Here is a 13,671-nt window from a genome sequence, read left to right as displayed (position 1 = left end):
CCGTCCTGAGTGCTGTTTTGCCCTTACCTTAACAGGGATAGCGACCAGCGGCAGCCATGACAGGGGTGAGGGGCGCTTCACAACAGGCCCTTCTATCAACAAAAAGATCATTAGCGTTGAATGCGAATAACTCTCAATAAAACACGTAATCTGCCCCATTGATACCCCCATATGGGCTCAAATGAGATTTTTTTGAGCCCCCTCTCAACTACGAAATGAGAGTCTTTTGAATCGTCTTTTCTCATGTATAGATGCCCGTCGCACCTCGGACGGTGCGCCCTTAAGATGGAGTTTATCAATGAGAAAAACATCGTTAGCATTGGCAATCACGGCCCTGCTCTCGGCCCTGCCTGTGGTCTCGGCGCAGGCTGCAGAGAGTTGTGCCCCCCTCACCGGCAGAGAAGTCGACATGGATACCGGCCGCACCAGCGCACAGCGCTGTCTGCCCGGCATCAACCCCTTGCAGGACCAGCAGTGGCACCTGCTCAACAGTGGCCAACATGCCTTCAGTGCCCGTGGCGGCGTGGCGGGCAATGACCTCAACCTCTGGTGGGCCCACCGCACAGAGGTACTCGGCCAGGGGATCAATGTGGCCGTCGTGGACGACGGCCTGGCCATCGCCCACCCGGATCTCGCCGACAACGTCCGCCCCGGTTCGAAGAACGTGGTGACCGGCAGCGACGACCCGACGCCGACCGATCCGGACAGTGCCCACGGCACCTCTGTCTCCGGCATCATAGCGGCGGTCGACAACGCCATCGGCACCCGGGGCGTGGCCCCCCGTGCCCAGCTGCAAGGCTTCAACCTGCTCGACGACAATAGCCAGCAGTTGCAGCAAGACTGGCTCTATGCCCTCGGCAACAGCCAGGCCAGCCGCGACAACCGCGTCTTCAACCAGAGCTACGGCATGAGCCTAGTCGATCCCCAGGGGGCCGGCGGGCTCAACCAGGTGCAACTGGATCGCCTGTTCGAGCAGATGACCCTGAAGGCGCAAGGGGCTGCTTACATCAAGGCCGCGGGCAACGGCTTCAGCCGCATTGCCGCCGGCAACTATGTGCTCAACCGCACCGGCGGCGAACTCAGACTGCCGTTTGAAAACAGCAACATAGATCCTTCCAACAGCAACTTCTGGAACCTGGTGGTCAGTGCCAGCAACGCGGACGGCGTGCGCTCCTCCTACTCCAGCGTCGGCAGCAACGTCTTCCTGACGGCCCCGGGCGGCGAGTACGGCACCGCCTCACCGGCCATGGTGACCACGGATCTGCCCGGCTGCGACCTGGGCTACAACCGCACCGATCGTCAGAGCACCAACCGGCTGCACGGCAACCCGGCGCTGGATGCAAACTGCGACTACAACGGCACCATGAATGGCACCTCTTCGGCCACCCCGAACACAGCTGGCGCCATGGCACTGCTGATGTCGGCCTATCCGGACTTGTCGGTACGGGATCTGCGGGATCTGCTGGCGCGCAATGCCACCCGCATCGATGCCAACCAGGCAGCGGTCACACTGAGCTACACAGCCGCCAATGGTCAGCAACGCCGGGTGACCGGGCTGGAAGGCTGGGAGCGCAACGCCGCCGGGGTCTGGTTCAACCCGACCTACGGCTTTGGCCTCATCGATGTGAACAAGGCCCTGGCGAACGCCGCCACCCACAATCCCTTGCCGCCGCTGGTACAGCTGCCCTGGCAGAAGGTCACTGTGCAAGGCGCCCAGGGCGCCATCCCGGATCTGGGCAGCAGCCCGACCACCTCCAGCACCCGGGTCAGTCAGCCGCTGACGGTGGAAGCGGTGCAGGTGCAGATCAGTCTGGATCACCAGCGGCTGCCCGATCTGCTGATCGAGCTGGTCTCCCCCTCCGGCACCCGCAGCGTGCTGCTCAACCCCAACAACAGCCTGGTGGGTCAATCCCTCGATCAGCAGCAGCTGGGTTATGTGCGAACCAAGGGGCTGCGCGACATGCGCATGCTCTCCCACAAGTTCTACGGGGAATCCGCCGAGGGCGAGTGGCAACTGGCGGTGACCGACGTCGCCAGCGGCACCCGTCAGGTCTCGCTGCTCAATCGCAGCACCAATGTCCGTACGACCCTGACCGAGCGCAACAACAGCCAGCCGGGTCAACTGCTCAACTGGTCCCTGCGGGTGATCGGCCATGAAGCAACCTCCCTCTAATCCCACAGGAGTCACAACATGAAACACAGCTTACTCAGCCTTGCCCTGGCAAGCCTGCTGGCCTCGGTTTCCGCTCAGGCCACGGCCGAAGAGTCGGTGGTCATCGAGGGCAAGCAGTACAGCACCATAGAGGTGAACGGTCAGACCTACCTCACCCCGGACAACGGCAGCAAGAAGCGCGTCGCCCGCAGCCTGGATGGCAAGACGGCACAACCTGGCCTGCGCAGCGGTGACGTCTTGCTGCAGGGGGTCGCCAGCCCCGAGCTCACCGTCAGCGGTACCCTGCTGATCGAGGCCGATGAGCCTCAAGCCAGGGCACTGGCCACGCGCCACGGTCTGAGCTTCAAGCAGAGCAGTGGCGGCATCGCCCTGCTGGAGGCCAAACCCGGCACCGATCTGAACGCCATCAGCGCCCGACTCCAGCAGGAAGGTGTGAAGGTGCAGATCGAACTGGCCGGCGCCGAACAGCAGCCCAGGTGACGCGCGCCTCGCTCTGAAGCTGTCATCTCATCGAGGGGGCCATGGGCCCCCTCGTCTTTAGCCACGACGCCGCAGCAACCTCATCCTCCAATGCCCACCCGGCGATGACCCCCCCATAGAGAGTGCGAGAGACGAGATCCAATTCACCTTGCACATACGAATCATAGACACAGCGCCCTGTTGGTAATAAAAAACGGCACCGAGAAGGTGCCGTCATGGATTATGGTAGTGAGCTGCCTGTGCTGGCTCAGCTTGCCTTATTCTGCTCGGCCAGATAGAGCCAGGTGTCGACCACGGTATCCGGGTTGAGCGACACGGAATCGATCCCCTGCTCGACCAGCCAGGCGGCGAAATCCGGGTGATCCGACGGCCCCTGGCCGCAGATGCCGACGTACTTGCCCGCCTTGCGCGCGGCCGCGATGGCCATGGCCAGCAGCGCCTTGACCGCCTCGTTGCGCTCATCGAACAGGTGGGCGATGAGGCCCGAGTCCCGATCCAGCCCCAGGGTCAACTGGGTCATGTCATTGGAGCCGATGGAGAAGCCGTCGAAGTGCTCGAGGAACTTGTCCGCCAGCAGGGCGTTGGAGGGGAGCTCGCACATCATGATGACTTTCAGCCCCCGCTCGCCACGGCGCAGGCCGTTCTCCGCCAGGATCTCCACCACCTGCTCCGCCTCGCCCACGGTACGCACGAAGGGGATCATCACCTCGACGTTGGTCAAGCCCATGACGTCGCGCACCCGCTTCATCGCCTCGCACTCCAGCGCGAAGCAGGGGCGGAAGCTGTCGGCGATGTAGCGGGAGGCGCCACGGAAGCCGATCATGGGGTTCTCTTCGTGGGGCTCGTAACCACGGCCCCCCACCAGGTTGGCGTATTCGTTGGACTTGAAGTCCGACATCCGCACTATGACCCGCTCCGGCCAGAAGGCGGCGGCCAGGGTGGCGATGCCTTCCGTCAGCTTGGCCACGTAGAACTCGCGGGGGCTCTCGTAGCCCGCGATCATCTTGTTGATGGTGGCTTGCAGCTCGGGCGTCTGCTTGTCGAACTCCAGCAGCGCCTTGGGGTGGACCCCTATCATGCGGTTGATGATGAACTCGAGGCGCGCCAGGCCCACGCCGGCGTTCGGCAACTGGGCGAAGTCGAAGGCGCGGTCCGGGTTGCCGACGTTCATCATCACCTTGATGGGCAGGCGCGGCATGTTGCCCACCTCGGTCACCGCCACGTCGAAGTCGAGCTCGCCGTCGTAGATGAAGCCGGTGTCTCCTTCCGCGCAGGAGACGGTGATGAGCTGACCCGCCTCGATGCGGTCGGTGGCATCGCCACAGCCGACCACGGCCGGGATGCCGAGCTCACGGGCTATGATGGCGGCGTGGCAGGTACGGCCACCCCGGTTGGTGACGATGGCGGAGGCCCGCTTCATGATGGGCTCCCAGTCCGGATCCGTCATGTCGGTGACCAGCACGTCGCCTGGCTGCACCTCGTCCATCTGGCTGATGGAGCTGATGACCCGCGCCGGGCCCGCCCCTATCTTGTGGCCGATGGCGCGCCCCTCGATCAGCACCTTGCCGGATTGCTTGAGGGCAAAGCGCTCCAGGGTGTTCGCCTCCTGGCGGCTGCGCACGGTTTCCGGTCGCGCCTGGACTATGTAGAGCTTGCCATCCTGACCATCCTTGGCCCACTCGATGTCCATCGGGCGGCCGTAGTGTTGCTCGATGATGAGGGCTTGCTTGGCCAGCGCCATCACTTCCTCGTCCGTGATGCAGAAGCGGTTGCGCTCGGCATCCACAGTGTCGACGATCTTCACCTGGCGACCGTGACCGGCGTCCTCGGAGTAGGTCATCTTGATAAGTTTCGAACCGAGCGTCTTGCGCACCACGGCGGGGCGACCGGATTTCAGGGTCGGCTTGTGCACATAGAACTCGTCCGGGTTGACGGCCCCCTGCACCACCATCTCCCCCAAGCCCTGGGCGCCGGTGATGAAGACCACGTCGTTGAAGCCGGATTCGGTATCCAGGGTGAACATGACGCCGGAGGCGGCGAGATCCGAGCGCACCATGCGCTGCACCCCGGCGGAGAGGGCCACGCCCTTGTGATCGTACCCCTGATGCACCCGGTAGGAGATGGCACGATCGTTGAAGAGGGAGGCAAACACATGCTTGATGGCGGTCATGACAGAGTCTATGCCGCGCACGTTGAGGAAGGTCTCCTGCTGACCCGCGAAGGAGGCGTCCGGCATGTCTTCGGCGGTGGCGGAGGATCGCACCGCGAAGGAGGCCTCGAGCCCGGCGCTCAGCTTGTCGTAGGCGGCACGCACCGCCTGCTCCAGCGCAGGCTGGAAGGGGGCATCCACCACCCAGTCACGGATCTGCTGACCGGCCCGGTTGAGGGCGGCAATGTCGTCCACATCCAGGCTGTCGAGCAGGTCGTGGATCTTGCCATTGAGGCCGCTTAACTCCAGAAACTCGTTAAACGCAAAGGCGGTGGTCGCAAAGCCGCCCGGCACGGACACGCCGGCACCTGAGAGGTTGCTGATCATCTCGCCAAGGGATGCATTCTTGCCGCCAACGCGCTCAACGTCCTGCATTCCGAGCTGTTCGTACCAGAGTACGTACTGTTGCATTTGCATGTCTCCAGGTTGGTGGGCCAGGGTGCCGAGCACCTGCTGTGCCAAATCATGTGTTTTTGTATGTGTGTGTTGCCAACGACCATGAAAACGTTTTCTACTGATTATCAAAAAAATCCCCGAGCAAGATTTGGGGATGGCCGTCTGACACAGACATTCTACAATGGCGACACAAAAAGGTAACGACTCAGGTTTGCAAGCGAGTTCACAACTTGGGAATGGCAGACCTGTTGACAAAAGAGATATGGTTTCGAGAGATACTGAATGCTCGCAACCCCCCAGGAGCACACCACAGGAGTCCGCTGTGCACACCGTATTCTATGTATCCGACGGCACTGCCATCACCGCCGAGGTGTTCGGTCACGCCGTGCTGAGCCAGTTTCCGCTGATCTTCGAACAGGTCACCATCCCCTTTGTGGAGACCCAGGAAAAGGCGCGCCAGGTGCGGGCCCGCATCGATGAGCAGTTTCGCCAGACCGGGGTGCGCCCCATACTGTTTCACACCATAGTCGACCCCCTGGTACGGGAAGAGGTGCTCAAGGCCCAGGCCAGCAGCCACGATTTTCTCAACACCTTCGTGAGCCCCCTCGAGCAGGAGCTCGGGATCAAGGCCGAGCCCAGGCTCCACCGCACCCACGGCATGGAGAACCGCAAGCTGTACGACGATCGCATCGAGGCGGTCAACTTCGCCCTCAGCAATGACGACGGCATCACCACCAAGGAGTATGACGAGGCGGACATCATCCTCATCGGGGTCTCCCGCTGCGGCAAGACGCCGACCAGCCTCTATCTGGCGCTGCAATTTGGCATCCGTGCCGCCAACTACCCCTTCATCGAGCAGGACATGGGCTCGCTGGAGCTGCCCTCCCCGCTCAAGGCCAACCGCCACAAGCTGTTCGGTCTCACCATAGCCCCCCAACGGCTGCACGAGATCCGCAACCAGCGCCGCGCCAACAGTCGCTACTCCTCTCTCGAGCAGTGCGAACAGGAGCTGGCGAGCGTGGAGCGGCTGTTCCGCCAGGAGGCGATCCGCTTCCTCGACACCAGCTCCCACTCGGTGGAGGAGATCAGCGCCAAGATCCTGGAGGCAACCGGCCTGCGCCGCCAACTCTGCTAGCCGGCATGAAAATAGCCATATCAAGCACTATCAGATTGGCGAGTGGCAAGATAATGAGACAGCAAGAGTGGGAGAAATGACGCCGGCGGATCCGCCGGCGTCATGAGGTTCAGGGGCGAGGGCGGGAACCCGGCTTGTTGAGCTCCCTATTGTTCATCAAGATGCCATGAAAACGCAGCAAGCCGTGGCGTTTGCGCACCCGCTCGCTCAACCAGCAGGCGGGGAGCAGGCCAAGTCCGGCGGCGAGCGTCAGCACCATGGCGATGTTGTTCACCAGATAATCTGCCCCCTGCCATCCCCAGACCATCAAGCAGGCCGCTGCCATGGTCAGCAACATGGGGGAGAGCCAGACTCCCAGCCAGAGCGCGGCGAGCAGCAAGCCACCGACAATACTTTCGATCATATGAGTCCTTTCTTGAAAAAAGGCTACTAGCACACCAAACCGCCGCCAGGTCAATAGCACCGAAACCAACCGCACACAAAACCATCAATCACTTCCAAAAACCCTTTCCAGATCATGAAAAACCTGAACATTGGCCACAAAGCAAACCATTGATGAGGAAAACAGGTGCACAAGCGGTCGATTATCACTATTCTGCTCAGGTTGGTAGCCGCCATAAAAAACAGTGCGCGGCAAACCGTAACGATATTAATACGGATTTCGTCACGTTTTCGGCACAAGATGCCGCGCCTGGCACAGGAGGTGCCATGGCAGACGAGGCGCGAGACGAGTGAATTCAGCGACGTAAGGAAGGAAGAATGGATCTTCAACAAGACGGCGAAGAGCTCAAGCGCGGCCTGAAAAACCGCCACATCCAGCTCATCGCACTGGGCGGTGCCATAGGTACCGGCCTGTTCCTCGGCATTGCCGACACCATCAAGATGGCAGGCCCCTCGGTGCTGCTTGGCTACGCCATCGGCGGCTTCATCGCCTTCCTCATCATGCGCCAGCTCGGCGAGATGGTGGTGGAAGAGCCGGTAGCCGGCTCGTTCAGTCACTTTGCCTACAAGTACTGGGGTGACTTTGCCGGTTTCGCCTCCGGCTGGAACTACTGGGTACTCTATGTGCTGGTGAGCATGGCGGAGCTGACGGCTGTCGGCATCTACGTGCAGTACTGGTGGCCCGAGATCCCGACCTGGATGTCAGCAGCCTTCTTCTTCGTGCTGATCAACGCCATCAACCTCTCCAACGTCAAGGCGTTCGGCGAGATGGAGTTCTGGTTCGCCATCATCAAGGTCGTGGCCATCCTCGGCATGATTGGCTTCGGCGGTTACCTGCTGTTCTCCGGCACCGGCGGCCCCGATGCCTCCGTCAGCAACCTCTGGGCCCAGGGCGGCTTCTTCCCCAACGGGGTGGGCGGCCTGGTGATGGCCATGGCCTTCATCATGTTCTCCTTCGGCGGTCTGGAGCTGGTCGGCATCACGGCGGCGGAAGCCGACAACCCCGAGAAGAGCATTCCCAAGGCCACCAACCAGGTGATCTACCGCATCCTCATCTTCTATATCGGCGCCCTGGCCGTGCTGCTCTCCCTCTATCCCTGGGGCAAGGTGGTGGAAGGCGGCAGTCCGTTCGTGATGATCTTCCATGCTCTCGACAGCAACCTGGTGGCCAACGTGCTCAACCTGGTGGTGCTGACTGCGGCCCTCTCTGTCTATAACAGCTGCGTCTACTGCAACAGCCGCATGCTGTTCGGCCTGGCCAAACAGGGCAACGGCCCCAAGGCCCTGCTCAAGACCAACAAGAGCGGTGTGCCCCTGATGGCCATCTCCATCTCGGCGGCCGCCACCCTGCTGTGCGTGCTGATCAACTACCTGATCCCGGGCAAGGCCTTCGGCCTCTTGATGTCCTTGGTGGTCTCCGCCCTGGTCATCAACTGGGCCATGATCAGCCTGGCGCACCTGAAGTTCCGCAAGGTCAAGGCAGCCGAGGGGGTTGAAACCAAGTTCAAGGCGCTCTGGAGCCCCTTTGGCAACTACCTCTGCCTCGCCTTCATGGCCGCCATCCTGGTGATCATGTACATGAACGACGGCACCCGCATCTCGGTCGAGCTGATCCCGGCCTGGGTACTGGTGCTGGGTCTGGGCTATCTGTTCAAGCAGAAGCGCCAGGGTCGAGTGGCCACCAATCTGGGCTAAGCCTCCCCGCTCCTCTTACGAAAATGCCGGTCAGTGACCGGCATTTTTTTTATGCGCCAGCTCCCCTGGCATGGGCGAAGCCATCCATCACTCCCCTGGCCTGCCCGGATAAGAGGCGCCCCTTGTGCACCTTCACTCAGCGCCCATGCACAGACCCTGTAACGACAAACCCGAGGCAAAAGCCTCGGGTTTGGAGAGATCAAGGCTGGTTGAACGGTCCATCATTCCAGCAGGAAGACGGCTTCCACGTTGTCCGTGATGCTGATCTGCTGCTGTTGGTAGCTGTTCTCCACCATGTCGGCGGCAGGCGCGGCGGCCGCCTTCATGGCACGGCTATACACAGGAATGGGGGAGCTGTTGCGATACTCGACGCTGTACACCTTGCCAAGCTTCATGCCAAAGGCCTTGGCCAGGGATTCCGCCTTGCTGGTGGCATCTGCCACAGCGCCAAGACGGGCCTGATCCTTGATGATCTGTGGTGACTTGAGGCCGTACTCAATCTGGGAGACGGACTCCAGACCCGCCTTGAGGGCGGTATCCATCAGCTGGCTCAGCTTGTCGAGCTGGTAGAGTTTGACCGCCAGCTGGCGCTGGGCACGGTAACCCACCATCTCGGGCTGCTTGTTCTGCGGATACTGGTACTCGGGGGAGATCACCAGATTGCCGGCCTCCACATCGCTGCGCTTGATGCCGAGGCTCTCCAGTTGACCAAAGAAGGCGGCAACCTTGGTATCCACCTGCTGCTTGGCCTTGAGACCCTGTTTCTCCAGGGCGGTCACGGCGATGTTGAGCGTCAGCATGTCGGGCTCGGCCTTCTGCTCCGCGTAGCCGCTGACCACCAGATGGGGAGCCTGGGGCACCTCGATGGCAAGCAGCGGAGCACTGACAACGAGCGCAGACAGGGTAAGAAGGGGACGCCACATAGAAAAAACCTCCATCGATTAGATGGAGGCCATTATGCACGTCGTCGATTGGGATTCATATATCGTGCAATGGGGGGATCTGCTCCAGCACCTGATTGGTCATGTCGATGTTGATGCTGATCTCTCCTCCAAGCGGATTGCCATGGCTCGCGATCACGGACGACGGAACCTCGGCTCCGAGCAGAGACTCATCCTCGAAATGGAATGAATCCCACGACAGAACGTGACCCTGGGATGGCATGCTCGGCTCGGAAGCCGTCACCACCACCAGACTACTCCAGTCAAGCTCTTCACCATGGCTGAGCAGCCCCTGCAAGGAGCTGTCGCTCAGGCTCTGCAACGAATACTCCTGCTGCCCCCACTCATGGCCAACCAGCACCATCATGTGAGGCAAGGGCGCATCCTCTGCCGGCGTGAAGCTGATGCTGGAGGCGGCAAAGTCCACATTGAGCAACCCCGCCACATCGCCATCTTCACTCTCCAGCTCCAGGCCATTGAGCTTGTCACCCGTCATCGCGGCCTGATAGCCAAAGCGGCCGGAGCAGACGATGCTGTCCTGCCCGTCCCAGCTATAGCGAATGCCATCGATGTCGACCCAGTTGAATGACTGCATGGTGACCCTCTCCTGATACTGCCGCTATCTTAGCCGTCCACTTCATCAAATAACAGGGGCCGGGCAGACCCGGCCCCCATGGTTTGATTAAGGATCGACCTTGAGATTGCCTTGATCCAACAAGTCCTGAATGATCTGCTGGTCGGTCCGTGTCGAATTGGCCGTCAGATCCACATTGTCAAAGAAGATGGTATGGGTCGTTGTGCCCCCAGCCGAACCATCCAGATCGATCGTCAGGGTCGATTTATTCACTCCCGGACCAGGGGCAAAAGTCAGATACTGATCCAGAGAGGTTGCGTTGGCATGCTCGCCACTGAGCAACTCGCTCAGATCCAGTACATCCCCGTTGGCCCCAGTGGTGAAGTCCTTGATGATGTCGGTACCGCCAGCCTCACCCGACTGCCACTTGAAGGTGTCCTTGCCATCTCCTCCCATCAGGATGTCACTGCCCAGCCCACCTATCAGTACATCATTACCCAATCCGCCAATCAGCGAATCATCACCGGCCAGACCGGATAGCACATCGTTGCCGGCACTCCCCTGAATCACATCTGCCGATGCGGATCCGGTGAAGGTGGTGCCCGCTTCGATGGTTACGTGTAGATTGGTATTGGCCGTAGCATCGTTATCGGCATCTTTTACTCCAACCTGGAAATCCAGTTCGGCATCCAGAGTCGTGTTCTCCGAAGTGATCAAGCCAATATCGGAGACTTTCACCACATCGCTGTCGGTCTGACCACTGAATGTAGTGGCCTGACTGGATCCTCCCGTATCACCGAAGGCCGCATTGAAGTTCAAGGCAGCAGAGGTAGTGATGTCCTCTACACTGGTCAGGATCTGGGCGCCGTAGATCTGCCAGTTTTCCCCCGCTCCGTTGTAGTCATTGTGCTCGATCACAATGGCCCCATCGTTGTTGTCCAAGGTGATACCGTAAGCCAGCAGGGCAGCCAGGGTCGCTGGACTACTGCTTGATTTGGCAATGTCACTGTTACTGATCACCAAGGCCCGGGTGGTGGTTATGCCACCCGCACCTACCAGTTTCAATACCACAACCAGATCTTCACTATTGATACCGTCGAATTTGAGGAATATTCCCTCCGCACGACCATCAGGATTGGCGACTACGGTGCCGGTCGGATTGGTGGTGTGGAACGTCAGATCCAGCACTTCCCCCTTGCCGATAGTATCGCCAGCCACGCCGTTCGCCGAGTTGGATACACTGACCCAAGACGATGCCTGGGTAAACAGCTCACCATTGGTGAAGATGTTGGTGTTGGCTCCCCCAGTCTGCAGATTGTTGGTCCCGGTCCCCCCCCCCGGTTCTGATGCCCCCCTGAACTGGACATAGAAATCGTTGTCGAGCTTGGCCACTGACACGTCCGGTTGAGTACTATCCGGTACACTGCCACCTGACGCGTAGCCCGTGATATTTAACGAGGCACTGGTTTTGAGGACACTGAAGCCTTCGACCGGATCATCAAGTGATACGGTATAGGTACCGTTGACCTTGTCAAAAATCAGTGTGCCAGTTGCCTCCTGGGTGGTCCCGGGGTTGGCCGGGTTCGGCGCGTAATTAAACTCAAAATTGAAGGTTGCCGTACTGGCGCTCTCCGACACCCAGGTAACCGATTGCGACGTGATGGTCGTGCCACCGACAGTGCCGCTCAAGCTGATCGTCTTGAAGTCCGAATCGATTGCACTGAACGGGCCAGTACCGCGAGTGTCCGCACCGGTGCTGTAGTCGAACACACCAGCAGCCCCTCCCGGATTGTTGCTGTTGGAGTACACCAGATTGGAGCTGGCCAGGATGGAAGGTATGTCGTCTTCAACCTGGATCAGCAGGTCACCTGCCAAAGGCAGCGGATTGACTCCATCAGAGGCTCGAATTGCGCCAGTCAGGTTCAGCGTCAATATCTCGTTGTCGTCACCATTGACATCAGGATGATCCAGTGGCCCAAGCAGGGTAAAGGTGTAGGAACCATTGCTCTGCACCACGAGAGTGAAAACAGTTACTGCGCCGGCCATCGCTGTCAGGGTATTGCCAGAGAAGCCGTAAGTGACAGCTACCCCATCCGAGGTCAGGGACGGCATGACATTGGGGGTGGAATCCAGACCGAATTGTCCACTGTTCGTGCCGACTAAAAGCTCGACCAGGCTTCCTGAAATGACTGTCGTCTGGGCATCATTGTCAGTCAATCCACCAGGTAACTCATCCTCGTCCACCTTTCCGATGACCGGTGCAGCATCCTCAATGTTGATCGTCAGAGATGCATTCGCCTGATCGCCATCCTTGTCGATGATGACATAGTCGAAGCTTTCGCTGGTATCCGCGGAAACACTTTGCGGAGAGGTATAACCCCACTCACCCGTAGCAAAATTAAAGGTAAGCTTGCCACCCAAAGCCGTCGTGATGTTGGTCAGTTGCTGATCGCCATCCAGGACGCCATCCCATGAGTAAGTCGTCCCATTGATCTTGATGGACATGATCCGCCCTGGGCCGTCAGCACCGTATGAGTCGTCATCTCCCCCTCCCACTGCGTTGTTGTTCCCGAGCAGAACATTGCCACTGACAAAGTTCCCCGAGATCTGACCAAGCAGCGTAGTAATCAGGCCGTTAAAGTCGGTGACCAAGATAGGAGCTCCGCTACCATCAAGATCGACATCCTGCAAGCGGGTGGTGTTAATACCATCCCCCACACCAATAGCAGTGACGTTGATCCCATTGCTATCGACAAAGGTGTTCCAAGCCGTTGCCGTCGCGTTGCTCAGCGAGTTGCCACCTGTCCCCGTTTGTTCATTAGGGTTGCCATCACTGATGAAGAATACCTGGTTGCTCCATCCCTCAATCGGAGAATAAGACACCATGGTTTGCTGGATGGCATCAGTGAAATCGGTATCGCCGTTAAACGGCCGATTTGCAATGATGCTATCGACCAGAGCATTGAACTCGGCAAGCGATGTCACCGGGACATATGCCAGGGAGTCCGAAGAAAACGCCACTATGGTGATTTTCACATCGCCGTCGGTACCATTGAACAATGCCTGCCCCGCAGCCTTCACTGCGTTCATCATGGTGTTGAACTCACTGTTGCTGATACTGCCGCTAGAGTCGAGCACAAAGGCGACATTGAAATCTTTGCCGCTGGATTCGGCCACAATGGCCGTGTCGTTTTTCGCCAGCGGCGTATCATCATCAACATTGATTGCCAGTGTGCCCGTTGCAGTATCACCATCTCCGTCAACCACTTGATAGTTCAAGGTAAATGTCTGGTTGTTCTCCAGATCTGCGTTCGCATGCAGGATGGGGGCGTTCTGCGTAACACTATATTCTCCTGTAGCCGAGTTCAGGGTTACTGTCAGCACGGTAACCGCTCCCTGTTTGACTAGCAGGGCACCTGCTGGATTCGTTTCATAGGTAAAACCTGCTGGAGCGCCCGTGGTCAGCCATTGCACATTCCCCGCGCCATCTGCACCGAAGTTATGAGCAAGAATGCCGTTCGTGTTTACCGCATTGTCATCGTCGTTCGGGCCATTCGGAATGCCATTTGCTAGGGCGTCATCGTCGAGTTGCACCGTGACATTGCTGCCAACACTCGGCACGTCGTC

General features: G+C 59.5%; 9 protein-coding genes. 4 read left to right on the top strand and 5 right to left on the bottom strand.

The features are described from left to right. Positions 1-298: 298 nt before the first annotated feature. Together asp and AAHB08_RS04520 are read left to right on the top strand one after the other, a co-directional pair. Positions 299-2,173 (top strand): serine protease Asp, encoded by a 1,875-nt coding sequence (asp, locus tag AAHB08_RS04525; RefSeq protein ID WP_342058242.1) that lies wholly within the window; start codon positions 299-301, stop codon positions 2,171-2,173. A gap of 18 nt (positions 2,174-2,191) precedes the next feature. After that, the gene (locus AAHB08_RS04520; protein WP_342058241.1) at positions 2,192-2,653 is read left to right on the top strand and encodes a serine protease chaperone; all 462 of its coding nucleotides are present in this window, start codon (positions 2,192-2,194) and stop codon (positions 2,651-2,653) included. A 247-nt stretch (positions 2,654-2,900) separates the two neighbouring features. On the opposite strand, the gene ppsA is transcribed toward AAHB08_RS04520, so the two are convergent. After that, positions 2,901-5,273: a phosphoenolpyruvate synthase gene (gene ppsA, locus AAHB08_RS04515; RefSeq protein ID WP_342058240.1), complete on the bottom strand. Its 2,373-nt coding sequence runs from the start codon at positions 5,271-5,273 to the stop codon at positions 2,901-2,903. Between the two features lie 307 nt (positions 5,274-5,580). On the opposite strand from ppsA, the gene ppsR reads away from it, so the two are divergent. After that, positions 5,581-6,393: a posphoenolpyruvate synthetase regulatory kinase/phosphorylase PpsR gene (ppsR, locus tag AAHB08_RS04510; RefSeq protein ID WP_342058239.1), complete on the top strand. Its 813-nt coding sequence runs from the start codon at positions 5,581-5,583 to the stop codon at positions 6,391-6,393. Between the two features lie 109 nt (positions 6,394-6,502). Here the strand turns inward: ppsR and AAHB08_RS04505 are convergent, their stop codons facing one another. Further along, positions 6,503-6,793 (bottom strand): hypothetical protein, encoded by a 291-nt coding sequence (locus tag AAHB08_RS04505; RefSeq protein WP_406569422.1) that lies wholly within the window; start codon positions 6,791-6,793, stop codon positions 6,503-6,505. 359 nt (positions 6,794-7,152) lie between these two features. Here AAHB08_RS04505 and AAHB08_RS04500 point away from each other — a divergent pair, with 359 nt between their 5' ends. Continuing rightward, entirely contained in the window at positions 7,153-8,529 is a 1,377-nt protein-coding gene (locus tag AAHB08_RS04500) for an amino acid permease (RefSeq protein WP_139439490.1), read from the top strand. A gap of 221 nt (positions 8,530-8,750) precedes the next feature. Here the strand turns inward: AAHB08_RS04500 and AAHB08_RS04495 are convergent, their stop codons facing one another. The 3 genes from AAHB08_RS04495 to AAHB08_RS04485 form a co-directional block, all read right to left on the bottom strand. Beyond that, entirely contained in the window at positions 8,751-9,452 is a 702-nt protein-coding gene (locus AAHB08_RS04495; RefSeq protein WP_342058238.1) for an SIMPL domain-containing protein, read from the bottom strand. 55 nt (positions 9,453-9,507) lie between these two features. Continuing rightward, positions 9,508-10,065, bottom strand: coding sequence for a hypothetical protein (locus AAHB08_RS04490; RefSeq protein ID WP_342058237.1), 558 nt, complete (start codon positions 10,063-10,065; stop codon positions 9,508-9,510). 87 nt (positions 10,066-10,152) lie between these two features. Continuing rightward, complete coding sequence (locus AAHB08_RS04485; RefSeq protein ID WP_342058236.1) at positions 10,153-13,638, bottom strand: T1SS-143 repeat domain-containing protein; 3,486 nt, start codon at positions 13,636-13,638, stop codon at positions 10,153-10,155. Positions 13,639-13,671: the final 33 nt, after the last annotated feature.

Origin of the sequence: Aeromonas sp. OTU364, from assembly GCF_038440395.1 — a bacterium.
Classification (GTDB): Bacteria; Pseudomonadota; Gammaproteobacteria; order Enterobacterales; family Aeromonadaceae; genus Aeromonas.
Note: the sequence above shows the minus strand (reverse complement) of the source record. Positions and strands in the feature narration are given on the sequence as shown.

Bases quoted from the DNA above. Each gene is read 5' to 3' on its own strand.
- AAHB08_RS04500 (WP_139439490.1), top strand. From the start codon at position 7,153: ATGGATCTTCAACAAGACGGCGAAGAGCTCAAGCGCGGCCTGAAAAAC.
- ppsA (WP_342058240.1), bottom strand. From the start codon at position 5,273: ATGCAACAGTACGTACTCTGGTACGAACAGCTCGGAATGCAGGACGTT.
- AAHB08_RS04495 (WP_342058238.1), bottom strand. From the start codon at position 9,452: ATGTGGCGTCCCCTTCTTACCCTGTCTGCGCTCGTTGTCAGTGCTCCG.
- AAHB08_RS04520 (WP_342058241.1), top strand. From the start codon at position 2,192: ATGAAACACAGCTTACTCAGCCTTGCCCTGGCAAGCCTGCTGGCCTCG.
- asp (WP_342058242.1), top strand. From the start codon at position 299: ATGAGAAAAACATCGTTAGCATTGGCAATCACGGCCCTGCTCTCGGCC.
- AAHB08_RS04490 (WP_342058237.1), bottom strand. From the start codon at position 10,065: ATGCAGTCATTCAACTGGGTCGACATCGATGGCATTCGCTATAGCTGG.